The 23,317-nt window shown below is 47.7% G+C and carries 16 protein-coding genes and 1 pseudogene; 11 read left to right on the top strand and 6 right to left on the bottom strand.

Going from position 1 to position 23,317, the window contains the following annotated elements; genetic code table 11:
• Positions 1 to 102: 102 nt before the first annotated feature.
• Together BHV73_RS06715 and BHV73_RS06710 are read left to right on the top strand one after the other, a co-directional pair.
• Positions 103 to 2,325 (top strand): RelA/SpoT family protein, encoded by a 2,223-nt coding sequence (locus tag BHV73_RS06715; protein WP_039950306.1) that lies wholly within the window; start codon positions 103 to 105, stop codon positions 2,323 to 2,325.
• A 134-nt stretch (positions 2,326 to 2,459) separates the two neighbouring features.
• On the top strand, positions 2,460 to 2,825 hold the full coding sequence (locus BHV73_RS06710; protein WP_009120822.1) for a diacylglycerol kinase family protein: 366 nt from the start codon (positions 2,460 to 2,462) through the stop codon (positions 2,823 to 2,825).
• A 22-nt stretch (positions 2,826 to 2,847) separates the two neighbouring features.
• Here the strand turns inward: BHV73_RS06710 and BHV73_RS06705 are convergent, their stop codons facing one another.
• The 3 genes from BHV73_RS06705 to BHV73_RS06695 are packed head-to-tail and all read right to left on the bottom strand — an operon-like array spanning position 2,848 to position 5,329.
• The gene (locus BHV73_RS06705) at positions 2,848 to 3,825 is read right to left on the bottom strand and encodes an MFS transporter (protein WP_009120821.1); all 978 of its coding nucleotides are present in this window, start codon (positions 3,823 to 3,825) and stop codon (positions 2,848 to 2,850) included.
• On the bottom strand, positions 3,806 to 4,627 hold the full coding sequence (gene panB, locus BHV73_RS06700; RefSeq protein WP_009120820.1) for a 3-methyl-2-oxobutanoate hydroxymethyltransferase: 822 nt from the start codon (positions 4,625 to 4,627) through the stop codon (positions 3,806 to 3,808). Before panB ends, BHV73_RS06705 begins: the two co-directional genes overlap by 20 nt.
• A gap of 54 nt (positions 4,628 to 4,681) precedes the next feature.
• Positions 4,682 to 5,329 carry an HAD family hydrolase gene (locus BHV73_RS06695; protein WP_087412049.1) on the bottom strand — a complete coding sequence of 216 codons (648 nt, stop codon included), beginning with the start codon at positions 5,327 to 5,329 and terminating at the stop codon, positions 4,682 to 4,684.
• A 99-nt stretch (positions 5,330 to 5,428) separates the two neighbouring features.
• Here BHV73_RS06695 and BHV73_RS06690 point away from each other — a divergent pair, with 99 nt between their 5' ends.
• Positions 5,429 to 6,787, top strand: coding sequence for an MATE family efflux transporter (locus BHV73_RS06690; RefSeq protein ID WP_009120818.1), 1,359 nt, complete (start codon positions 5,429 to 5,431; stop codon positions 6,785 to 6,787).
• Positions 6,788 to 6,808: 21 nt separating this feature from the next.
• Here the strand turns inward: BHV73_RS06690 and BHV73_RS06685 are convergent, their stop codons facing one another.
• Genes BHV73_RS06685 through BHV73_RS06675 form a run of 3 tightly spaced genes read right to left on the bottom strand, consistent with a single transcriptional unit; the run spans position 6,809 to position 12,166 of the window.
• The gene (locus BHV73_RS06685) at positions 6,809 to 9,130 is read right to left on the bottom strand and encodes an ABC transporter permease (RefSeq protein WP_087412000.1); all 2,322 of its coding nucleotides are present in this window, start codon (positions 9,128 to 9,130) and stop codon (positions 6,809 to 6,811) included.
• A 3-nt stretch (positions 9,131 to 9,133) separates the two neighbouring features.
• A complete protein-coding gene (locus tag BHV73_RS06680) occupies positions 9,134 to 9,820 on the bottom strand; it encodes an ABC transporter ATP-binding protein (protein WP_009120816.1) in 687 nt (228 codons plus the stop codon).
• Positions 9,821 to 9,850: 30 nt separating this feature from the next.
• A complete protein-coding gene (locus BHV73_RS06675; RefSeq protein WP_087412001.1) occupies positions 9,851 to 12,166 on the bottom strand; it encodes an ABC transporter permease in 2,316 nt (771 codons plus the stop codon).
• A gap of 1,175 nt (positions 12,167 to 13,341) precedes the next feature.
• On the opposite strand from BHV73_RS06675, the gene BHV73_RS06670 reads away from it, so the two are divergent.
• The 8 genes and pseudogenes from BHV73_RS06670 (at position 13,342) to BHV73_RS06635 (ending at position 23,162) form a co-directional block, all read left to right on the top strand.
• Positions 13,342 to 14,151, top strand: a complete 810-nt coding sequence (locus tag BHV73_RS06670; RefSeq protein WP_039951206.1) for a metallophosphoesterase family protein — start codon at positions 13,342 to 13,344, stop codon at positions 14,149 to 14,151.
• Complete coding sequence (locus tag BHV73_RS06665; protein ID WP_022218916.1) at positions 14,126 to 14,866, top strand: hypothetical protein; 741 nt, start codon at positions 14,126 to 14,128, stop codon at positions 14,864 to 14,866. The genes BHV73_RS06670 and BHV73_RS06665 overlap by 26 nt, the downstream gene beginning before the upstream one ends.
• A 233-nt stretch (positions 14,867 to 15,099) precedes the next feature.
• Positions 15,100 to 16,446, top strand: a complete 1,347-nt coding sequence (locus BHV73_RS06660) for a sigma-54-dependent transcriptional regulator (RefSeq protein WP_087412002.1) — start codon at positions 15,100 to 15,102, stop codon at positions 16,444 to 16,446.
• Positions 16,436 to 17,806, top strand: coding sequence for a sensor histidine kinase (locus BHV73_RS06655; RefSeq protein WP_022218914.1), 1,371 nt, complete (start codon positions 16,436 to 16,438; stop codon positions 17,804 to 17,806). The genes BHV73_RS06660 and BHV73_RS06655 overlap by 11 nt, the downstream gene beginning before the upstream one ends.
• Before the next feature lie 94 nt (positions 17,807 to 17,900).
• Positions 17,901 to 19,355 carry a potassium/proton antiporter gene (locus BHV73_RS06650; protein WP_087412004.1) on the top strand — a complete coding sequence of 485 codons (1,455 nt, stop codon included), beginning with the start codon at positions 17,901 to 17,903 and terminating at the stop codon, positions 19,353 to 19,355.
• Between the two features lie 107 nt (positions 19,356 to 19,462).
• Positions 19,463 to 21,130 (top strand): long-chain fatty acid--CoA ligase, encoded by a 1,668-nt coding sequence (locus tag BHV73_RS06645; RefSeq protein ID WP_087412005.1) that lies wholly within the window; start codon positions 19,463 to 19,465, stop codon positions 21,128 to 21,130.
• Positions 21,131 to 21,413: 283 nt separating this feature from the next.
• Positions 21,414 to 22,547, top strand: a pseudogene (locus BHV73_RS06640) (GNAT family N-acetyltransferase); the annotation flags it as partial.
• 147 nt (positions 22,548 to 22,694) lie between these two features.
• On the top strand, positions 22,695 to 23,162 hold the full coding sequence (locus BHV73_RS06635) for an alanyl-tRNA editing protein (protein WP_286737470.1): 468 nt from the start codon (positions 22,695 to 22,697) through the stop codon (positions 23,160 to 23,162).
• Positions 23,163 to 23,317 lie beyond the last annotated feature (155 nt).

The raw sequence follows: 23,317 nt of genomic DNA, 5'->3' as shown, positions 1-23,317 counted from the left end.
ATCTAAATTTATTAATTGATGCCCAAAAATACAAAAAAAGCGGAAGTGCCATCAAGAAAAAGAAGAAAAAAACTACCTTTACAGCAGAAAATACGGACGATTATGGAAACAGATGAATTTTTCACTACCGGAGAGAAGCGTTTGCTCTTCGTACTCTACCGAAAATTATTGCAACTTTCAGGGGAAACACTCCACAAAGGCGATTGCAAAAAGCTGAAAACACATCTTGTAAACTCTATACGGAATAACCGCATACAACGGGACATCTTCGGCCTGAATCCGGTTATCAAGGATATGCAGACCGCCGTTATCGTAGCGGAAGAAATAGGCATGAAGCGCGCCTCCATTCTGGGACTGATGCTTCACGACTCCGTACGCTGCGGCACTTGTACTTCCGAAGAAGTGGAACGGAACTACGGCGAAGATGTAGCGGGCATCATACGAGGATTGATACGGGTAAACGAGCTTTACTCCAAAAGCCCCACTATCGAGTCGGAAAACTTCCGTAACCTGCTGCTGTCCTTTGCGGAAGACATGCGCGTTATCCTCATTATGATTGCCGACCGCGTGAACATCATGCGTCAGATAAAGGATTGTGAGCATGACGAAGCGCGCAAACAGGTGGCCAATGAAGCCGCTTATCTATATGCTCCTCTCGCCCACAAGCTGGGTTTGTACAAACTGAAATCGGAACTGGAAGACCTTTCACTGAAATATACGGAGAAAGACGTTTACTATCACATCAAGGAGAAGCTGAACGCAACCAAAGCTTCACGCGACAAGTATATAGCCGCTTTCATCGCTCCGGTACAGAAAAAGCTGGAAGATGCGGGACTGCACTTCCACATCAAGGGACGCACCAAGTCCATTCACTCCATCTACCAGAAGATGAAAAAGCAGAAGTGTCCTTTCGAGGGCGTGTACGACTTGTTCGCAATCCGTGTGATTCTGGATTCTAAGGTAGAAAAAGAGAAACTGGAATGTTGGCAGGCATATTCCATCGTAACGGATATGTACCAGCCCAACCCGAAGCGTCTGCGCGACTGGCTGTCCGTGCCTAAAAGCAACGGATACGAATCGCTGCACATCACCGTGATGGGTCCCGAGGGCAAGTGGGTGGAAGTGCAGATTCGTACCGAACGCATGGACGAAATAGCTGAACGGGGTCTTGCCGCCCACTGGCGATATAAAGGAATCAAAGGCGAAAGCGGCTTGGACGAATGGCTGACTTCCGTGCGTGAAGCGTTGGAAAACTCCGACAGCAGCGGATTGGAGACCATGGATCAGTTCAAGCTGGACTTATACGAAGACGAGGTATTCGTCTTTACCCCCAAAGGGGATTTGTTCAAACTGGGTAAAGGTTCCACCGTACTCGACTTCGCATTCCACATCCACAGCAAACTGGGCTGTAAATGTATCGGAGCGAAAGTAAACGGCAGGAATGCACAGCTCAAGCAGATATTGAACAGTGGCGATCAGGTGGAAATCATGACTTCCAATACCCAGACGCCCAAGCAAGGCTGGCTGAACATCGTCACTACTTCCAAAGCACGCACCAAGATACGGCAGGCGCTCAAAGAAATGGCTGCCCGCCAGCACGCATTTGCCAAAGAAACGCTGGAACGTAAATTCAAAAACCGGAAGATAGAATATGACGAGGGTACGATGATGCGCCTCATCAAGCGTCTCGGCTTCAAAGTGGTAACGGATTTTTATCAGAGCATTGCCGACGAAACGCTCGACGTCAACGACATCATAGACAAGTACCTCGAACTGCAAAAGCGGGAGAATGATACGCATGATGACATCGTGTACCGTAGCGCCGAGGGCTATAACCTGCAAGCCGCCACCCTGCCCGAAGAAACAACCGCCAAAGAGGATGTGCTCGTCATCGACCAGAACCTGAAAGGCCTGGACTTCAAGCTGGCACGCTGTTGCAATCCTATCTACGGAGACGAGGTATTCGGTTTTGTCACCGTAAGCGGCGGCATCAAGATACATCGTTGCGACTGTCCGAATGCCAGCGACTTACGCGAACGTTTCGGATACCGTATCGTCAAGGCGCGTTGGGCGGGTAAGTCACAAGGTACGCAATATCCCATTACGCTACGTGTGGTAGGCCATGACGACATAGGTATCGTAACCAATATCACTTCCATCATCTCCAAAGAGACCGGAATTACGTTGCGAAGCATCGGCATCGATTCTCACGACGGATTATTCTCAGGTACGCTTACCGTCATGGTAGGCGATACCGGACGACTGGAAGCGCTTATCAAAAAGCTGAGGACAATAAAGGGAGTAAAGCAAGTGTCACGAAACTGACAGCGTAATTCTAAAGTTCAACACTGCGTTTCTAAAGTTCAACTTTACCCCCAAGTTAAACCCTATGTTCCCCAAGTCCGACGTCACGGCCTTTATTTTTCAATTTTTAATTCTCAATTCTCAATTTACCAATTATGCAATACGATTTCAAAAAACAGCTCCGCAGTTTCGGTTATGCCTGGCAGGGTATCCTGAGTTGTGTAGGCAAAGAGCAGAACCTGAGTTTTCATTTGATTGCCACAGTGATCGTAATCATTGCAGGATTTGTTTTGGGGATTACACATACCGAATGGACAGTGATAATTCTGTGTATCAGTATAGTGATTGCCGCCGAGCTGTTTAATACCGCCATTGAGAAACTGGTCGATTTAGTATCTCCCGAGCGGCATCCCATTGCGGGACAGGTAAAAGACATTGCCGCCGGAGCAGTGCTGGTATGCGCTGTTGCGGCGGCAATTATAGGATTGATTATCTTTATACCCTACTTTAGTGGATTATAAAATAAGTAAATGGTGAAATCAATCACCTCACCTTTTTTCTTTTATAGTAGGGATACGTCAGCAGGACGAAGAAGAACAATGCAAGCAGGGCGGCTACACCGGCTGCATGATAGAGCAAGTACGCATCCGACAACCGGCAAGCTGTTGCCAGACCCGCCAAAAGTCCTGTTTCCATAGCCAGATAACAAGTCGTATTGCCCGTTCCTCTTTGGCAATGATGCGACAGTTTCACAAACATCCTTGTAAACGGTATCGTAAGAAGCACCAATACACCCAATGTCAAGAATGCGATGTAATCTCCTACATATAATAAAGGCAGCAATACACCCGGCACAAAAGCAATCAGCAGCATATTCAGTGCAGGCACCCATGCACGCGGTAGCAGGAAGCGGTCTAAACTGCATAGCTTCATCCCGATAGGCGCACGGAAAGCGACATATACCCTTGATGTGAAATACATGCTGAGAACTCCCACTGCAATAGCCAGGTAAACGACTGTACGGAAGCCGTAAAGGTCGTACAGCAAGATACCTATTCCCGCTCCTATCAGCATGCCCAAGCGTGCAGACCATGCATATACCATATTGCCCGCGCTGCGCCTCGCCGATGTGGTGATGTCGATGGCTACCGTAATGCCCGCTGTCGTTGCCAGTCCGAAGCAGCCCCCCTGCACCAACGCAAGCAGCAACAGTTTGATATAGCTGTCTGCAAAGGCATAGCCCGCCGTCGCCGCCAGCATGGCAAGGGTGGAATAAAGCAATACGTTCTTCCGCTTGTATTCATCGCACAGATAAGCATGAAACGGGCCTACCGCAAACATTGCCGCCGCAAATACCAGAAACATGCTCCCTGCCTGAGGGAAGGATATGCCCAGTCGCTCCGGCATTACGAACGAAAGTACGGGAAAGAGCATATAGACGGATACAAACAGTAACAGGTTGGCCGCGCACATCCGCCAGAAGTTGAGCGTCATGAGCCCGTTAGTACTGTTCTTTCTCATTCGGGAAGTCTAAGTTCTTCACATCGGAGATGTAATGACTGATAGCGTCCGTCATTACAGTATGAAGGTCGGCATAGCGACGCAGGAAACGGGGACGGAAACCGTTGTTCATGCCCAGCATATCCTGCACAACCAGTACCTGACCGTCTACACCGCCACCGGCACCGATACCGATGATAGGAATGGTCAGTTCGCTTGCCACACGTTCCGCCAATGCGGCGGGAATCTTTTCCAATACAATGGCGAAGCATCCGGCTTCTTCCAGCAGATGGGCGTCGCGTATCAGCTTTTCCGCTTCCGAATCGTCTTTGGCACGCACCGTATATGTTCCGTATTTATTGATGGATTGCGGCATCAGTCCGAGGTGTCCCATGATAGGAATACCGGCACTGAGAATACGTTTTACCGTCCCGATGATTTCTTCCCCGCCTTCCAGCTTCAGAGCGTCCGCATGGCTCTCCTTCATAATACGGATGGCAGAGGCAAGGCCTTCCATTTCATTTCCCTGATAGGAACCGAACGGCATATCCACCACTACCATTGCGCGCTTTACGCCACGGACAACGGACTTGGCATGATAAATCATCTGGTCGAGGGTTATCGGAAGTGTGGTCACGTTACCCGCCATTACATTGGAAGCGGAGTCGCCTACCAGAATAACGTCCATACCTGCGCCGTCCACAATCTGCGCCATGGTATAGTCATAGGAAGTCAACATTGATATTTTTTCACCTCTTTGTTTCATCTCAACGAGGCGATGCGTAGTTACTTTACGAGTGTCGTCTGAAATATATCCAGCCATGATAATTATGTGTTTAATGATTTTTTAGCGGCGCAAAGTTAGCGCTTTTTCCCATTACTTGTGCACTTGAAGCATTTTATCGTAAGTAAAGCCCGTAAAATCATCTAATACACAATGACATAACGGAGCGATAGCCTCACGGGAGTTTGTTGTTGCCAACCCTATAACGGTGGCTTCGGATGCCACACCCGCTTTCAGTCCGTTAAAGGAATCCTCGAATACGTAGGTAGTGGCGGGAGTTGTGCCGAATACTTCCATCCCGAGCAGAAAACAGTCGGGAGCCGGTTTTGAGTGGGCAAACATTTCGGCGGTAAGAATTCTGTCGAACATGGTCTCCACCTCAGGACGGGCACGATAGACGGCAGCCATTTTCCGGTCGTTGGAACTGGTGACAACCGCCATTTTCACATGGTTACGACGCAGGTCGGCGATAAAATCAAGCACGCCGGGGATGTAGTCATAGGCCATATCCTGTTCAAAATGATTGAGGGCGGCTGTGATTTCCTGTTGTTCCTTTGTTTTCCCGGCGAAAAAGGTATCGCAAATGTAGGTCATTGTCTGGCCTTTTATGCGGCTCTCCAAATCGTCCATACCCAGATAATCGATACCGACTTTATGCCAAAAGATAGAATACTGCGTTTCGGTATCCATCACCACTCCGTCGAAATCGAAAAGGACGGCTGTTGTTTTTATTGTATCCATGTTTAAAACAAATATAATATTCAGGTGCAAAGGTCTGAATAATCATCGAACTGAGCAAATATTTCTTATCTTTGCAAAAGCTTAATTGACGTATATCAAATGAACGATCCGCATATCTTAGGAACCGAACGAATCGGCAAGCTTCTTGTACAGTATTCCATCCCTGCCATTATCGGTATGACAATAACTTCACTGTACAACATCATCGACAGCATTTTTATCGGTCATGGCGTAGGTGCCATGGGTATTGCCGGACTTGCCATAACTTTTCCGTTGATGAATTTGGTGGTTGCTTTTTGTACGGTAGTCTCGGCAGGCGGCTCCACCATATCATCCATACGTCTGGGACAGAAAGATGTGGACGGAGCCACAGAAGTGCTGAACCATACCCTGACGCTCTGCCTCGTTAACTCATTCTTGTTCGGCGGTATCTCTTTTATCTTCTTGGACGAAATCCTGCGCTTTTTCGGCGCCAGCAACGAAACGCTGCCTTATGCGCGGAACTTCATGCAGGTAATTCTGCTGGGTACGCCTGTGACATATACGATGATAGGGCTGAACAACATCATGCGTGCCACGGGTTATCCCAAGAAAGCGATGCTGACCTCGATGGTTACGGTGGTGTGCAACATTATTCTCGCCCCTATCTTCATCTTCCACTTCGACTGGGGTATCCGCGGAGCGGCAACGGCAACGGTCATTTCGCAATTTATCGGCATGATATGGGTGGTAAGCCACTTCCTGCAAAAGACAAGTATCGTACGCTTGCACCCGGGCTTCTGGAAGATGAAAAAACGTATTATCAGCAGCATTTTCTCCATAGGGATGTCTCCGTTCCTGATGAATGTAACGGCATGCGTCATCGTTATCATCGTGAACAACAGCCTGCAACGTTATGGCGGCGATATGGCTATCGGCGCTTACGGCATCATGAACCGGCTGCTGGTGCTCTACGTAATGATTGTATTGGGACTGACGATGGGCATGCAGCCTATCGTGGGCTACAACTTCGGAGCGCAGAAACACGACCGTGTAAAGGCGACACTGCGTCTGAGCATCATTACGGGCGTATGTATCACCAGTACGGGCTTTATCATCTGCGAACTGTTTCCTCATGCCGTATCGGCCATCTTTACGAGTGACGAGCAGCTGATTGATATGGCTTCCAGAGGAGTGCGTATCGGCATAGCCATGTTCCCGCTGGTAGGTGCTCAAATCGTTATCGGTAACTTCTTCCAAAGCATCGGAAAAGCTAAAATCAGCATATTCCTGTCTCTCACCCGACAGCTGTTATATTTACTGCCGGGACTGATTATCCTCCCCCGTTATATGGGACTGGACGGTATCTGGACATGTATGCCCGTATCGGATTTCTTTGCATTCGTTACGGCTGTCATTGCGCTGTGGATATACGTAAAGAAGTTGAAGAGACTACCGTCTCCCCAACTTCCTTCTTAAAAAACCACAAATACTTTTCTTTTATTCGCTCTTGATACTGTTGACCGGATTCTCATTGGCAATCCGCCATGCCTTAACTACCACAACCAACACAATTAGTACCAACAACGCCACTCCCACCCCGATGAACCAGCCGGGAGAAAGCAGCGTCCCATCCGGAAATTGTTCCATCCAAATGCCGGAAACGTACCATGAGAAAGCAATACCTATCAGTACTGCTCCCACAGCCACTTTCAAGATACCAGCAGAAAGCAAACGCAATATGGAAGAAGCCTCGGCTCCATTCACCTTACGAATGGCTATTTCCTTGCTGCGACGCTGTGTCTCGTCGCTGACATAACCTATCAGTCCCATCAGGACAATAAGCAATATACATCCCGAAGTCACCGTCACAATGTTGCGAAAGCGGGACACACTTTCATTCTGCCATTCACGTATCTCTTGATAAGTGGAGAATTCCAACATTTTGTTCGGATAAGCTTCCTTTACAAAGGCGTTCAGCTTTCTTAAATTCTCTTCCTCCGGTTCTTTCAGGCGTACATTGAAAGTGCGGTCGCGGTCGTTCATAATGAAGGCCGTACAAGTCTGCTCGTTGAAGAAACCCATATTCCGCACATCATCCACCACGCCCACAATCGTAGGGGACTCCTGCAATCCTGCCCATGAAGGTTTTATCGGCAGCTTCCGTCCTATCACGTTATTCTGCCATTTCATAGTCCGTACCGTTTCCTTGCCCACCACGGCTTCGCCGACATGCTGCGGAAACGCACCTTCCAATAGCTTCAATCCTGTTACTTTCGGAAAGTCCTTATCTATAAGCATGAAGTGTAGCGGACACAGAAAATTGCCTTGCGCATCGGTCAGACGGTTCGTACTGTAATGCTGCAACAGCATTTTGCTGCTGCATGCCACCGCTTCCACGTAAGGTTGGCGTCTAATGGCATCGGATATTCCCTCATTCTCCTCTATCGCTCCATTGACAGAGCCTACCGCCAGCCGTTCGGTTTGAAAGCCGACATGACGGCTCACCACTTCCCGGTATTGCCATACCGTAGTGAGCAACACCCCTAAAATAAAAGCCACTCCCATGAACTGCACAAAGAGCAGTCCGCGCTTCCACGAACGTTTGCCCTCCGTATAGCGGCGAAACACCTGTGTCACGGGAATGCGCGCATACATGCGCCCCGGTAATACTCCCGCCACTACAAAGAGCAGCAATACCGTCAGTAGAGGCACGTAGAGGTTGCTCCATGTAAACAAGTCCGCCAACCGTGCGCCCAACATCCCTTCGATGCGTTCTCCCCAAAAATACATCAGCAGCAGGCACACTACCGTGGACACGAGTACCAATATTCCCGTCTCCCACAAAAACAAGCCCAGTATATGCCCCTCACCGGCTCCGCTGCACTTATGCACGCCCACTATTTTAGCCCGCCGGCTCATAGAGGCAATTGCCGCCAGCACATAGTTCATAACCGACACAAAGAAGATAGAAAAGCCCAGCACCCCCATAATGAGCAACTTGCGTTGCGCATCGGGCTGGCTCCGGTGAATCTCACGTATCGGTATCACGCTATACTCCGTCACTACGGATTCTCCCAAATGAGGGTCGGTGTATTGCTCCACTGCCTTTTGCACACGTCGGTTCATGACATCCACATCACTTGGCTGTTTCAGCCGGAAAAGAATATGATAGATGTTGTTCGTTCCCCATGTGCCTGCCCCATATCCCCAATCCAATACGGCGTCGGAAAGCAGAATTTCGTGGGGAAAGTTCGTATTGCGTGGCACTTCCCGATAAACACCCCGAATGGTGACATTGAACATCTTCTCTACGGAAAGCTCCTTGCCTATGGGATCCTCATCACCGAAGATGCGACGTGCCATACTTTGTGAGATAAAAGCATTCTGCATCAGGGCAAGGTCATTGGGATTACCTTTCAGCACTTCCAGACCGGTGGTACGGAAATAGAGCGTATCTACACACAACATAGGCGTATCTTCCAGTTTCTTGCCATCTTTGTAGAAAGTGGCCTGAAAGAAGTTGGAAGTCAGACTGGCACATTCCACCTGCTCGGGCATTGCCTCCCACAAGTCGGCAGCCGCAGGACGATAAGTACCGTAATTGTACCCTTTCTCCGGGATTCCGTCTTTGGTATTGCGCATCCGAAGCATCACCAACCGTTCCGGGTCTTGATAGAAGTTCTCATAACTAAACTCATAAGCAATCTGTGAGAACAGCAGAATACCTACAAATAAGCCCAGTGTAAGAGATACCGTCTTTACCACATTGCTACCCCGTCCGCGCAGCAACGTTTGTATCGTATAATACAATTGTCTCATGGCTTACTTCCCCATATCCGTATTTACGCTCGCCACTACGCTACCGTCGAACAGATGCACCGTACGATGCGCAAATGAGGCATCATGTTGGGAGTGTGTCACCATGATAATGGTAGTGCCTTCCTTGTTCAACTCCGTCAGCAGACTCATCACTTCCGCTCCGTTTTTGGAGTCCAGATTACCGGTAGGCTCATCGGCAAGAATCAGTTTCGGGTTCGTTACCACAGCACGGGCAATGGCTACACGCTGCTGCTGACCACCGGAAAGCTGTTGTGGAAAGTGCTTGGCTCGATGGCTGATATTCATCCGTTTCAGAATATCATCCACCATGCGTTTGCGTTCACCGGCTTTCACTCCCAAATAGGTAAGAGGAAGCTCCACATTCTCGTAAACGTTAAGCTCGTCTATCAGGTTGAAACTCTGGAACACGAATCCCAGTTTGCCTTTGCGCACACGGGTACGCTCTTTCTCTTTCAAGTCCGCCACTTCCTGCCCGAGCAACTTATAACTGCCGTCCGTAGGATTATCCAACAGACCGAGTATATTTAATAAGGTAGACTTCCCGCAACCGGACGGGCCCATGATGGCTACAAACTCACCCTCTTTTACTTCGAGGTCTACATGGTTCAATGCTACTGTCTCTACTTCCGAGGTACGGAATACTTTGCTGATGTTATTAATCTCAATCATAATGTTCTATTTTTCTATATATTATCTTTTTTATTCACTCTTAATACTGTTTACAGGATTCTCATTGGCTATCCGCCATGACTTCCAGAGGACGCAACCTAAGATTATCACCAGATTGGCGATTATCACCAACAGATAGACAATCCAACTGAGGGGAATCTGCTCGACAAACTGTTCCATCCAAACACCGTTGATGTACCACGATGCCAAGCTTCCGAGAACAACCGCAGGCAACGCCACGACAAGCACATCTTTGGAAAGCAGTTCCAGGATAGAAGATGCTTCCGCACCGTTTACCTTACGGATGGCAATCTCCTTGCCACGACGGCGTACTTCATCGGTGGTATATCCTATCAGACCCATCAGCATAACGAAAAACATCGTTATGGCCGCCATCAACGTGGCATTGCGAAATACACGGACGCTGTTGTAGGCATCGGTAATCTTCTTTTCATAGCTTACGAAGTCGATGGTCTGATTACTGAAGGCATCGGCCACATCCTTGTTCAGTTGCCGCAGATTCTGTGCAAAAGGTTCTTTCAGACGGACATGTATCGTTCCCGAGAAATCTTTATTATGACGGGCGATGAAAGGCATCTTAGCAGCCGTGAAGTCTTCTATCTGAAAGTCTTTCAGTACGCCTGCGACTTTCATCTGCGCGGTATTGTCAACGTCAACAGTACGCCCCACGGCATCGTCTCCCCAATGCATCATGTCCGCGAATGTTTCATTTATTATTATTTCATCTTCCGTACGGGCCATACGCCCGGCCTTGAACACCATACCCATCATAGCCGGATAGTCCTCACGCATATAGTAACAAGCACGCGTGGAAAAAAGCGCATTGCCCGATGCATCACGAATCATAGAACCGCTATATCCGCTGATTGGCGTATTATTGGCACTGGTCACAGCCTCTACATAAGGAAGTCCCTTAAAGAATTGGAAAGCGGCATCACACTCTTTATCCTTGTTCCAATAGGCATTGGCAAGCGCCATTCGCTGCGGATTATACCCCATATCCTTGTTCAGCACGTATTGATACTGCACCATCACTACGCACATCAGTCCGCAAATGAACGCCACCCCTGCAAACTGGATGAAAAGCAACGGACGCTTCCACCCTTTCTTTCCCTCGGTATAACGGCGGAACACTTGAGATACGGGAATACGGGCAAACAAACGTCCCGGCAATACTCCGCCCACTATAAACAGTATGCCGACTACCGTCAACGGAACCCAGATACGCTCCGGAGCAAGCAACAAAGAAAGTTTGGCCGCAGCGGTATCTTCAAAGAACTCCCGGAAATTCAGCAGCACCAAAGTCATTAAAAGCAACGCCGCCACAATGATAATGCCTGTCTCCAAAAGGAACATGCCGAATATCTTACCGCCGCTTGCACCGTTGCATTTATGCACGCCTACCGCTTTGGCACGATACGTCAGTGAGGAAATGGAAATCAATACATAGTTCAGCGCCGCAATGAAAAGAATGGCAAGACCGAGAACGGTCATGATATTACGCATTCGCTCCACACTTTCATAATTTCGGTAGGTGTCACGGATAGGTTTTACAAACGCTGTATAGCCATATTTCTTTTTGTCCTCTTCCGGACGATACTTCTCTATCATAGCGTCTATGCGCGCATTCACCACCGACTTGTCCGCACCGGGACGGAAACGGATGTACTCGGGGTAGCTGTCCCCGCCCCGCCATGAGTAGTTACCGCCACCGCCATTCCACAAGGTAGGCATAGAGATGACGGCTTCCGGATTGACGGTAGCGTTTTCCGGCAATGCCTTATAGGTACCTTTCACCATAAAGTCTTTCTCATGATTGTAGTTGACAGTCTTTCCCACCGGATTTTCTCCACCGAATATCTTCCTGGCAAAACGGTCGCTTAGGAAAATCACATCGGGCTGTTGAAGGTCTTGCACCGGATTGCCGCTCAGCACTTCGATACCCATCGTCTTAAAGAAAAGTGAATCCGCCACCGTTTTCTTTTCGTCAAAACGAGCGTTCTCATTGTACAGCGGAGCATTCATCCAATGACAAGTGCTGGTGGCAGCTTCTACCTGTTCCGGAAAGTTCTCCAGTATGGCGCCTGCCACAGGACCGCAGTTCTGCTCTTGCGGCGGATACTTCTCACCCTTAACGGTAAATACAGACCAGATTTGATAAAGATTGTCGTAGTCTTTGTAGCAGGTGTCAAAACTCTGTTCGTATGCCACGCGGGAGAATAGCAGAATACTCATCGTCAGGCTTAATCCCAAAGAGATTATCTTGATGATGTTCGAGCCACGTCCCCGAAGCAAGGTTTGAATGACATAATAGATTTGTTTCATACTATATTTATTTGTTTCATACTACATTGATAAGTGAATAAGTACATATTGAATCGTTAGCTTATACTATCTGAATGACAGATACTCTTGATATAAATTAAAATTCAACACTTACTTATTGTTATGTTTATATTGTTATGTTTTTCCTACTTATAATAATGCAGAAAGCGTGCCAAAACAATTATAATACTGATTATCAGCTATTCACAAACAAACAGTCCATACACAAGTGTCTAAGAATTAGACACAGTCCGTCCAATAATTAGACACAGCCCACCTAATGTTTACCTGACATCCGCCTGATACATACTTAACACCTACCTAAATACCTGATTAAATATCTGATTAATAATTATATAATCAGTATTTTAAAGTTTGTCAGTTTAAAGCCTGAAAGGCTTGAAGCGTACAGCCCGGGGCAACACCCCGGGAATAATAAGGTCTCCCTATTCGTCTACGCCCTGTAAGGGCAAGAGAGCGCATACAAGAATTTTGCCCTTACAGGGCACAATGTTAACCATATACACAGCCCCGGGGTGTTACCCCGGGCTTCAAGATAAAAGGCTTTCAGCCTTAGACAAGAGCATGTGAAGATTAGACAATAACACTTACAGTCTAAAGCCTGAAAGGCTTGAAGCATACAGCCCGGGGCAACGCCCCGGGAATAATAAGGTCTTCCTATCCGCCTACGCCCTGTAAGGGCAAGAGAGTTGCATACAAGAATCTTGCCCTTACAGGGCGCAATGTTAATCATATACACATAGTCCCGGGGTGTTACCCCGGGCTTGAAGATAAGAGGCTTTCAGCCTTATACGATAGTATTTATAGATTAGGCGATGACATTTACAGCCTTAAACAAGAGCATGTACAGATTAGACAATAACATTTATAGCCTCATATAATAGTATATACAGATTAGTCAATGACATTCACGGAATAGAAAAGATAAACCAAATTATTATTTACAGGACAGAAAAACGGAAAATAGGACAACTTTTCTATCGAATGAAAACTTTACCTTTGCCCTCAGTTTCCATAGACATATACTTAGACATAATTCCGTTTTTCATAAACATACATTTAAACATAATTCAACTTTCATAGATATACACTTATACAATTACAATATAGATACGCGCTTAATAATAAAGTAAAATATAATAAAGCAAATAAATATGATAAAGCCATATCCCCCCTTACTCCTATCATTCCTCTGCCTGTTTATGAGCGGTTGTGAGATGATAGACTATCACCCGTATGATGTACGCATCAACGGTGAAACCGATGTAAACGCCCATAATATTGCCGAGATAGAACAGAAATGCAAAGACAAGACAACGATTAAATTCGTAACCATGGGCGACTCGCAGCGCTGGTATGACGAAACACTGGATTTCGTAGGAGAGATGAACAAGCGCGATGACATCGACTTCGTTATCCACGGCGGCGACATGAGCGACTTCGGCGTTACGGACGAATTTCTTTGGCAGCGCGACATTATGAACAAGCTCCACGTTCCCTATGTCACCCTGATTGGCAATCACGACTGCCTCGGCACAGGAGAAGAAACATACCGTGCCGTATTCGGCGACCCGAACTTCTCGTTCATTGCCGGACGGATAAAATTCGTATGCCTGAACACCAACGCCATGGAGTTCGACTACTCCCGCCCCATTCCCGACTTCACGTTCCTTGAAAAAGAACTCACCGACCGCAAGGATGAATTCGACAAAACCGTAGTATCCATGCACGTCCGTCCCTATGCCGACCAGTTCAATAATAATGTGGCGCGTGTCTTTCACCGTTACGTAACCGAATTTCCCGGCATACAATTCTGTACCGCCGCCCACGAGCACCACGTTTTCGAGGAAAACCTCTTTGAGGACGGCATCATGTACTACATGAGCGACTGTATGAAGAACCGCAATTACTATGTATTCACCATAACACCCGACGGATATGAACGCGAAGTGGTCTATTTCTAATCACCCGGCACTCGCCGTTATCTGCCTGTTGTTGCTGTGGTGCGGCTCGCTTTCCGCACAAGAAAGAGATACGGTGATTATCGTAAAATACGATACGGTTTATTTACAACGCAAACCGGACACCATCGTTACCGGCCGTGTGCGCCACAGCCGCTACGACCGGCGTGTACACCGCTATCGCAAACGGTGGGAAGCACTGATTCCGACACACACCAAAATACAGTTTGCCGGCAACATGGGACTGCTCTCGCTGGGTACAGGCTGGGATTACGGAAAGCGTAACCAATGGGAAACGGATATTTTCCTGGGTGTCCTGCCCAAATATCAGTCCGATTGCACCAAGCTGACATTTACCTTGAAGCAAAACTATATCCCCTGGAGCCTGCAAATCAAAGAAAGCCGGTTCGCGGTCGAGCCTCTGACCTGCGGTATGTACTTCAATACCGTATTCGGTGACGAGTTTTGGGTAAACGAACCGGAGCGTTATCCGAAAGGTTACTACGGGTTCTCGTCCAAAGTGCGCATCCATGCTTTCTTGGGGCAACGCATCACTTACGATATCGACCCTCGCCGCAGATTTACGGCAAAGGCCATTACGTTCTTCTACGAGCTCAGTACCTGCGACTTATACATCGTAAGCGCCTTCACCAACAAATATCTGAAACCAAGGGATTACCTGAGTTTGTCTTTCGGATTGAAGTTACAATTGCTGTAAGCTTACCGTCCGTACCCTGCCGTGGTACGACATGTATCCTACGGGGGTACACGGTGTACCTCACCGTGGTACAGCTTGTACCACACGAGGGTACGACACGTACCTTACCGTGGTACATCGCATACCAAGGCATGATATGCTCCGGTATTCCCAATTTATTATTTTTCTTTCCCTCTTTCTCGGGAAAATAGAATATATTTGTCCTCACAAATATAAAAAGACACTGTGCTGCCATGAAGAAATCCGGAAACATTCTTATCGTTGATGATAATCGCGGCGTACTCACCGCCTTGCAACTGCTGTTGAGACCTTATTTTGATAAAATAACCACCCTTTCTTCACCGGTTACCCTTCCCTGCACTTTACACGAAGATACATGGCAGGTAGTGCTGCTCGACATGAATTTCACGTCCGGCATCAACACCGGAAACGAAGGTCTTTACTGGCTGCGCGAAATAAAGAAGCAATATCCGGAACTCCCCGTAGTACTGTTCACCGCTTATGCCGACATAGACCTTGCCGTGCGCGGGATAAAGGAAGGTGCAACAGACTTTATCGTTAAGCCCTGGGATAACGGAAAGTTGGTAGAGACTCTGCTGAACGCCGCACAGAACACCTCTGCATCCGAAAAGAAAAAGAAAGCAACGGCTGAATCCGCCACCGCCGCTTCTTCCATGTATTGGGGAGAAAGTCCCGTCATGCAGCAACTTCGCATGCTGGTAGAAAAAGTGGCGGTCACCGACGCCAATATCCTTATCACCGGTGAAAACGGTACGGGCAAAGAGATGCTTGCCCGCGAAATACACGCCCTTTCCACACGCCGCCGCAAGGAAATGATAAGCGTGGATATGGGCGCCATCACCGAAAGCCTTTTTGAAAGCGAGCTTTTCGGACACATGAAAGGCTCTTTCACCGATGCCCATGCCGACCACCCCGGAAAGTTCGAAGTCGCCGACCACAGCACGCTCTTTCTTGATGAAATCGGCAATCTCCCCTATCATCTGCAAGCCAAACTGCTGACAGCCATTCAGCGTCGCAGCATCGTACGGGTGGGCAGCAATACGCCTGTCCCCATAGACATCCGCCTTATTTGCGCCACCAACCGCAACCTGTCCGAAATGGCGGACAAAGGAGAATTCCGTGAAGACCTGCTCTACCGCATCAACACCATCCATCTTGAGATCCCTGCGCTGCGGGAAAGGCCGGAAGATATAATTCCGCTGGCAGAACGTTTCATAACCCGCTTCTGCAAACAATACGGAAAATCGCCTTTACGTCTGGACAATGCGGCGCGCGAGAAGCTGATGCTGCATCCCTGGTTCGGCAATATCCGCGAATTGGAGCACGCCATCGAAAAAGCCGTTATCATCTGCGACGGCACATTCCTATCCGCCGGATTATTCCAGTTGCAACGCAGAAACGAAACACCGGAAATGCCCGTATCCACCCTCGAAGACATGGAAAAGCAAATGATACGCCGGACGCTGGACAAGTGCGGCGGCAATCTTTCGGCCGTAGCCTCTCAACTGGGCATTACCCGGCAGACGCTTTACAATAAAATGAAAAAGTATGGACTTTAAGAAATACAAGGATATAAATCAATATTATATTTTCCGGACTGTTATCAGTCTGCTCACAGCTGTGGCCGCCGGAATAATGTGGACGTTGTTTTTTCTGAAGTCTCCGGAATCGCATGGTCTTGACACCCCTCTGTTCTGGGCTGTATGCTTCACCGTGCTTCTTCCTTTGACAGTACGCTGGCAGCAACGGTTGTACCGCCGCCATACCCGTAAAGTCCTCTTCATGCTCGATGCCATTGAAAACAACGACACCGCCATCCACTTCTCCGAAACGGACGGAACCGAAGACAGCCGCCTCATGAACCGTTCCCTGAACCGTGTAGCCCGCATCTTATATAATGTAAAAAGCGAAACCGCCCAACAAGAGAAATACTACGAGCTTATCCTCGACTGCGTAAATACCGGCATCGTCGTACTGAACGACAACGGAGCCATCTATCAAAAGAACAACGAAGCCCTGCATCTGCTCGGGCTGGAAGTATTTACCCACGTCCGCCAACTGTCACGTGTGGACAATCACCTGATGGATATGCTCACCGCCTGCCGTGCCGGCGACAAGTTCCAGGCGGCATTCAGCAACGAACGCGGCACCGTGAACCTTTCCATCCGCGTCAGCGATATCACCGTCCGCCGGGAGCACCTGCGCATCCTCGCCCTGAACGACATCAACAACGAGTTGGACGAAAAAGAGATAGACTCCTGGATACGCCTTACACGCGTACTGACCCACGAGATTATGAACGCCGTAACCCCCATCACTTCCCTGAGCGACACGCTACTGGAACTGACCGAAGCGAAAATATCAAAAGAAGAGATACGCAACGGTCTGCAAACCATCAGCTCCACAGGCAAGGGACTGCTCGCTTTCGTAGAATCCTACCGCAGATTTACGCGTATCCCTACTCCCGAACCGTCTTTATTCTATCTCAAAGGCTTCATCAGCCGTATGGTGGAACTGGCGCGGCATCAATATCCCGATACTCCGGCCTGTTTCCATATTTCCATCGTCCCCGATGATTTGATACTCTATGCGGATGAGAACCTCATTTCGCAAGTTATCATCAATTTACTGAAGAACGCCATACAGGCCTTTGAAATGTCTCCTTCCGCAGCGGACGAAAAGCACATCGACATACGCGCCTATTGCAACGAAGCCGAAGCCGTGCTGATTGAAATATCCAACAACGGCCCTGCCATCCCCCCGGACATTGCTGAACATATCTTCATCCCTTTCTTCACAACCAAAGAAAACGGAAGCGGCATCGGGTTGAGCATCTCCCGCCAAATCATGCGCTTATCCGGCGGAAACATATCTCTGATACCCGGGAAAGAGACTACTTTTGTATTGAAATTTAATTGAACCAATTAAGTCTTGTATTTGTTACCAATAATAAATATCTTTGTACACCAAGGTACATAAAACATTCTATAATCAACTTTATAACACAATACTTATGTTATTTACAGCCGAAAACATTCTACTCGTAGGTTCTATTTTACTTTTCGTCAGTATCATCGTAGGCAAGACAGGCTATCGCTTCGGAGTTCCCGCTTTGTTGCTTTTTCTTGTGGTAGGTATGCTCTTCGGAAGCGACGGGCTCGGATTGCAGTTCCACAATGCCAAAGAGGCGCAGTTCATCGGTATGGTAGCTTTAAGTATCATCCTGTTTTCGGGCGGTATGGACACCAAGTTCACCGAAATCAAGCCCATTCTCTCTCCCGGTATCGTATTGTCCACTTTCGGCGTACTGCTGACGGCATTGTTTACCGGATTATTCATATGGTGGCTGTCGGGCATGAGCTGGACCAATATTCATCTGCCGCTCATCACATCCCTGTTGCTCGCTTCTACCATGTCGTCCACGGACTCGGCGTCGGTGTTCGCCATCCTGCGCTCGCAAAAGATGAATTTGAAACACAACCTGCGTCCTATGCTGGAGTTGGAAAGCGGTAGTAACGACCCGATGGCTTATATGCTGACTATCGTGCTGATTCAGTTTATCCAGTCTTCGGGAATGGGTGTTTCACAGATAGCCCTCTCCTTTGTGATACAGTTCATTGTGGGTGCCGCCGCAGGTTATCTGTTGGGAAAACTGGCCATCCTTATGCTGAACAAGCTGAATATAGACAACCAGTCGCTTTATCCCATTCTGCTGCTGTCGTTCGTGTTCTTCACATTCTCCATCACCGACCTGATGAAGGGCAACGGCTATCTGGCCGTCTACATTGCCGGCATGATGGTAGGAAACAACAAAATCATGTACCGCAAGGAGATTTACACGTTTATGGACGGATTGACATGGCTTTTCCAAATAATCATGTTCCTTTGTCTCGGCCTGCTGGTCAACCCGCACGAAATGCTCGGGGTGGCTTGCGTGGCATTGCTCATCGGCGTATTTATGATTGTGATAGGACGTCCTCTCAGTGTATTCCTCTGCCTGCTTCCATTCGGGAAACGCATCAATCTGAAATCCAAGTTCTTCGTTTCGTGGGTGGGACTGCGCGGTGCGGTTCCCATTATCTTCGCCACTTATCCGGTGGTAGCGGGTGTGCCCGGTGCGGATGTAATCTTCAATATCGTGTTCTTCATCACGATTCTGTCCCTCGTCATTCAAGGTACTACCGTTTCAAAAGTAGCGTGTATGCTGGGACTTTCCACCCCGATGGAAAAGACGGGTAATGACTTCGGAGTAGAACTGCCCGAAGATATCGATTCCGACTTGCGCGATGTTACCGTCACCCAAGAGATACTCGATACGAAAGGTGATACGCTCAAAGATATGAACCTGCCTCAGGGAACTCTTGTGATGATAGTGAAGCGCGGCAACGAATACCTGATACCCAACGGCAGTCTGAAACTTCATGTGGGAGACAAGCTGCTGCTTATTTCTGAAAAGACCAAAGAATAGGAAATAAGGGAGAGTGTTCTCCCATGAAAAAAACTTCAAAGCATTTGCTTTGCATCACTATAAGCCCTATATTTGCGCAGTTTTAACTAAAGTGTGCAAATATACGCATGGAACAAGAACAACGGTTCATTGACTATATCGAACAAAGCATCGTACAAAACTGGGACAGAAATGCCCTGACAGACTACAAAGGAATAACTCTACAATATAAAGGTGTTGCCCGTAAAATTGCAAAATTTCATATCGTATTGGAAAGCGCCGGTATTCAGCCCGGTGATAAAATAGCCGTATGTGGTCGTAACAGCGCTCATTGGGCGGTCTGTTTTCTGGCAACAGTGACTTATGGTGCCGTAATTGTTCCTATTCTTCACGAGTTCAAGGCAGACAATATACACAATATCGTCAACCACTCCGAAGCCAAGCTCCTTTTTGTCGGCGACCAGGCTTGGGAGAACTTGAACGAAGAAGCCATGCCGCTGCTTATGGGAGTCGTCCTGCTGACGGATTTCACTCCGGTCGTCTGCCGGGATGAACGGCTCATGGAAGCGTTCGAGCATCGAAACGCCATCTACGGCTCACGTTATCCCAAGAACTTCCGTCCCGAACATATCTGCTACCGCAAGGAACAGTCGCCCGAAGAGTTGGCGGTCATCAATTATACATCCGGCACCACAGGCTATTCCAAAGGCGTAATGCTGCCCTACCGCAGTTTATGGTCCAACATAGCCTACTGCCACGAGATGTTGTCCGTACGTCCCGGCGACCATATCGTATCCATGCTCCCTTTGGGACACGTTTTCGGTATGGTATACGATTTCCTTTACGGCTTCTCGGCAGGCGCGCACCTCTACTTTCTTACCCGTATGCCGTCGCCAAAGATTATCGCACAGTCATTCTCCGAAATCAAGCCGCGCGTCATATCCTGTGTACCGCTCATCGTAGAGAAGATTATCAAGAAAAATATCCTGCCTCTTATAGACAACAAAATCGGTAAACTATTGCTGCGGATGCCTATTGTCAATGACAAGATAAAGGCCGATATGCGCAAGAAAGCAATGGATGTTTTCGGCGGTAACTTCGATGAAATCATTATCGGTGGCGCGCCTTTCAATGCCGATGTGGAACGTTTCCTCAAACAGATAGGATTCCCCTATACCATTGCCTACGGTATGACGGAATGTGGTCCTATCATCTGCTCCAGCCGTTGGGAAACCCTGAAGCTCGCTTCTTGCGGAAAAGCCACCACCCGTATGGAAGTAAAGATAGACTCTCCCGACCCTCAGCACGTAGCGGGCGAAATTATCTGCCGGGGAACCAACCTTATGCTGGGCTATTACAAGAATGCAGAAGCCACTTCTCAAATAATAGACGTCAACGGCTGGCTGCACACAGGCGACCTTGCCACGATGGATGCCGACGGCTATGTCACCGTACGCGGACGCAGTAAGAATATGCTTCTCACTTCCAGCGGACAGAACATTTATCCCGAAGAGATAGAAAGCAAACTGAACAATATGCCATACGTTTCAGAGTCATTGATTGTATTGCAACACGACAAACTCGTAGCCCTGATATATCCCGACTTTGACGACGCCTTTGCCCATGGCTTGCAGCAAGCCGATATAGAGAAAGCAATGGAAGCCAACCGGAATGAGTTGAACCAACTGCTGCCGGCATATTGCCAGATTACTAAAGTGAAAATACACTTTGAGGAATTTGAAAAGACAGCCAAAAAGAGCATCAAACGCTTCATGTATCAGGAAGCCAAAGGCTGAAATCCTTAAAAAACATATAGCAAGAAGTATGATTTTATAAGAAGTGTTATAAAACATGCTTTTTTTCTTGGATAATTTGCAGATTTCCCAATTGTCCGTATCTTTGCAATGTGTTTTTCATAGTATTAGATTTAAGGTTAACAAAGGTTGGAGTACAGCGGTACTCCTTTTTTTATGCCCGTACATTTCAGCACCCCTGTTTTCCCTTCGCGTCATTGCATTTTCATATGCCGGAAATGAAAATCCCGGAATATTAATTATCTTTACGGAAAAATAGAAGGAAATGGATATAGATACATTTATCAACAATTACCGGGAAGCATTCGGACAGCAAACCGAACTTCCCATCGCTTTCTGGTACTCCGACCGGCCGGAAGCTCCGACAGAGAAAGTAAGCGGATGCTTCTTTAAAAGCATGGCGCAGGTCAGGAGCGGAAAGACAATCAGCCTCAACGCGGAAACAATAGGCTGCGGTGGCGGCAAGTTTTACACAGGATTTACAGATATGCCGGAGCATGTACCCGGCTTCGTTTCCTTGAAAGAGAAGTACAAGAAAACGCCTGAAATGGTTGTCGACTTCATACAGGAGATACAAGTGCCTAAAGCCGAAAAAGCCTGGCTGCACTTTACACGAATCGATAATCTGGCATCTTTCGACAAAGCGGAAGGCATACTGTTCCTTGCAACTCCCGACGTATTAGCCGGATTGACCACGTGGGCGTTTTTCGACAGTAACGCGTTCGACATGGTTTCTGCACCATTCGGTTCCGGCTGTTGCTCTGTTGTGACGCAAACGGTTCTTGAAAATCGGAAACAAGGCAAAAGAACGTTTATAGGATTCTTCGATCCGTCTGTCCGTCCTTATTTTGAGGCGGATTTACTAAGCTTTACCATACCTATGTCCCGATTCAAGGAAATGTATCACACCATGCGCGAAAGCTGCCTGTTCGATACACGCGCCTGGGGCAAAATCAAAGATAGAATACAAAATGCACGGAAAGAAACAACGCCTTTCAATCATTTAAATATATCCTTCGAAATTCGTCCGGACATTTCATTGCGTGAGGTGACGATAGAGGACGCCACCGCCATATATCATGCCATTGATACCCATCGCGACTATATGCGCACTTGGCTGCCGTTTGTCGACAACCTGAAATCCGCGGCCGATGAGGAAAGTTTTTTGAAAGGAGTTCTCTCCGTCCCTGCCGACAGCTACGAACCGATATTCGGCATCTGGAATAAACAAAATGAAATTTGCGGACTGGTAGGTTTCCATTTCTCCGACTTCGCCAATCATCGTACGGAAATCGGCTATTGGTTATTGCCCGAATATCAACATCAAGGAATTATGACCGCCTGTGTTCGCCGCCTGTGCCAATGGGCGGTCGAAGCCAAAGATATAAAACGCATACAAATCCGTTGCGCCACAGGCAATACCGCAAGTAACGGCATTCCCGTCCGGCTTGGTTTCCGTCTGGAAGGAACGGAACGTGCCGGAGAATTGTTGGCTTCGGGAGAGTATGCGGATATACATGTATATAGCATTTTGAAAGAAGAGCTTATGGAACAACAAATTCAACTCAACGAGCACAACAAACAGGAATACCCGCCCATGCACACCACCGAACATATCGTTAATCAGACAATGATTAGATTATTCGGTTGCGGCCGCTCTGTTTCCGCTCATATAGAGCGTAAGAAAAGCAAATTGGATTATCGATTGAACGCCTGCCCTACGGAAGAGCAAATAAAGAGCCTGGAAGAAGCGGTTAATGAAGTGATAGCACGGCACCTGCCCGTCACTACCGAATTCATCACTCAGGAAGAAGCTAAGGGCAGGTTCGATTTGGAACGGTTACCGGAAGATGCTTCGGAAACCGTACGTATAGTAAAAGTCGGTGATTATGACGAATGCCTTTGTATCGGTACACATGTTGCCAATACTTCCGAGATAGGAACTTTCAAAATTATCAGCCACGACTGGGATGAAGAAAGCAAGCGTTGGCGGATGCGTTTTAAATTAGTATAAAAATCAATCAATTTTAAATAAAAAGATAGCAACATTGGCATTATACAAGTAAAATAGTCAGCCATTCAATGACAATTAGTCAATAAAGTCAGTATAAGCTTGCTGGCATGAGGTTTGCAATATAGTAGGTGAACGACGGTTCAAGACGTAAATAA

The sequence above is a fragment of the Bacteroides sp. 44_46 genome, assembly GCF_001915465.1.
Taxonomy (GTDB): Bacteria; Bacteroidota; Bacteroidia; order Bacteroidales; family Bacteroidaceae; genus Bacteroides; species Bacteroides clarus.
The sequence above is the reverse complement of the archived record's forward strand: the minus strand, read 5'-3'. Positions and strand labels throughout refer to the sequence as shown.

Bases quoted from the DNA above. Each gene is read 5' to 3' on its own strand.
- BHV73_RS06680 (WP_009120816.1), bottom strand. From the start codon at position 9,820: ATGATTGAGATTAATAACATCAGCAAAGTATTCCGTACCTCGGAAGTA.
- BHV73_RS06635 (WP_286737470.1), top strand. From the start codon at position 22,695: ATGGAACAACAAATTCAACTCAACGAGCACAACAAACAGGAATACCCG.
- BHV73_RS06710 (WP_009120822.1), top strand. From the start codon at position 2,460: ATGCAATACGATTTCAAAAAACAGCTCCGCAGTTTCGGTTATGCCTGG.
- BHV73_RS06655 (WP_022218914.1), top strand. From the start codon at position 16,436: ATGGACTTTAAGAAATACAAGGATATAAATCAATATTATATTTTCCGG.
- BHV73_RS06660 (WP_087412002.1), top strand. From the start codon at position 15,100: ATGAAGAAATCCGGAAACATTCTTATCGTTGATGATAATCGCGGCGTA.
- BHV73_RS06665 (WP_022218916.1), top strand. From the start codon at position 14,126: ATGAACGCGAAGTGGTCTATTTCTAATCACCCGGCACTCGCCGTTATC.
- panB (WP_009120820.1), bottom strand. From the start codon at position 4,627: ATGGCTGGATATATTTCAGACGACACTCGTAAAGTAACTACGCATCGC.
- BHV73_RS06705 (WP_009120821.1), bottom strand. From the start codon at position 3,825: ATGAGAAAGAACAGTACTAACGGGCTCATGACGCTCAACTTCTGGCGG.
- BHV73_RS06675 (WP_087412001.1), bottom strand. From the start codon at position 12,166: ATGAAACAAATCTATTATGTCATTCAAACCTTGCTTCGGGGACGTGGC.
- BHV73_RS06650 (WP_087412004.1), top strand. From the start codon at position 17,901: ATGTTATTTACAGCCGAAAACATTCTACTCGTAGGTTCTATTTTACTT.
- BHV73_RS06695 (WP_087412049.1), bottom strand. From the start codon at position 5,329: ATGGATACAATAAAAACAACAGCCGTCCTTTTCGATTTCGACGGAGTG.
- BHV73_RS06715 (WP_039950306.1), top strand. From the start codon at position 103: ATGGAAACAGATGAATTTTTCACTACCGGAGAGAAGCGTTTGCTCTTC.
- BHV73_RS06685 (WP_087412000.1), bottom strand. From the start codon at position 9,130: ATGAGACAATTGTATTATACGATACAAACGTTGCTGCGCGGACGGGGT.
- BHV73_RS06690 (WP_009120818.1), top strand. From the start codon at position 5,429: ATGAACGATCCGCATATCTTAGGAACCGAACGAATCGGCAAGCTTCTT.
- BHV73_RS06670 (WP_039951206.1), top strand. From the start codon at position 13,342: ATGATAAAGCCATATCCCCCCTTACTCCTATCATTCCTCTGCCTGTTT.
- BHV73_RS06645 (WP_087412005.1), top strand. From the start codon at position 19,463: ATGGAACAAGAACAACGGTTCATTGACTATATCGAACAAAGCATCGTA.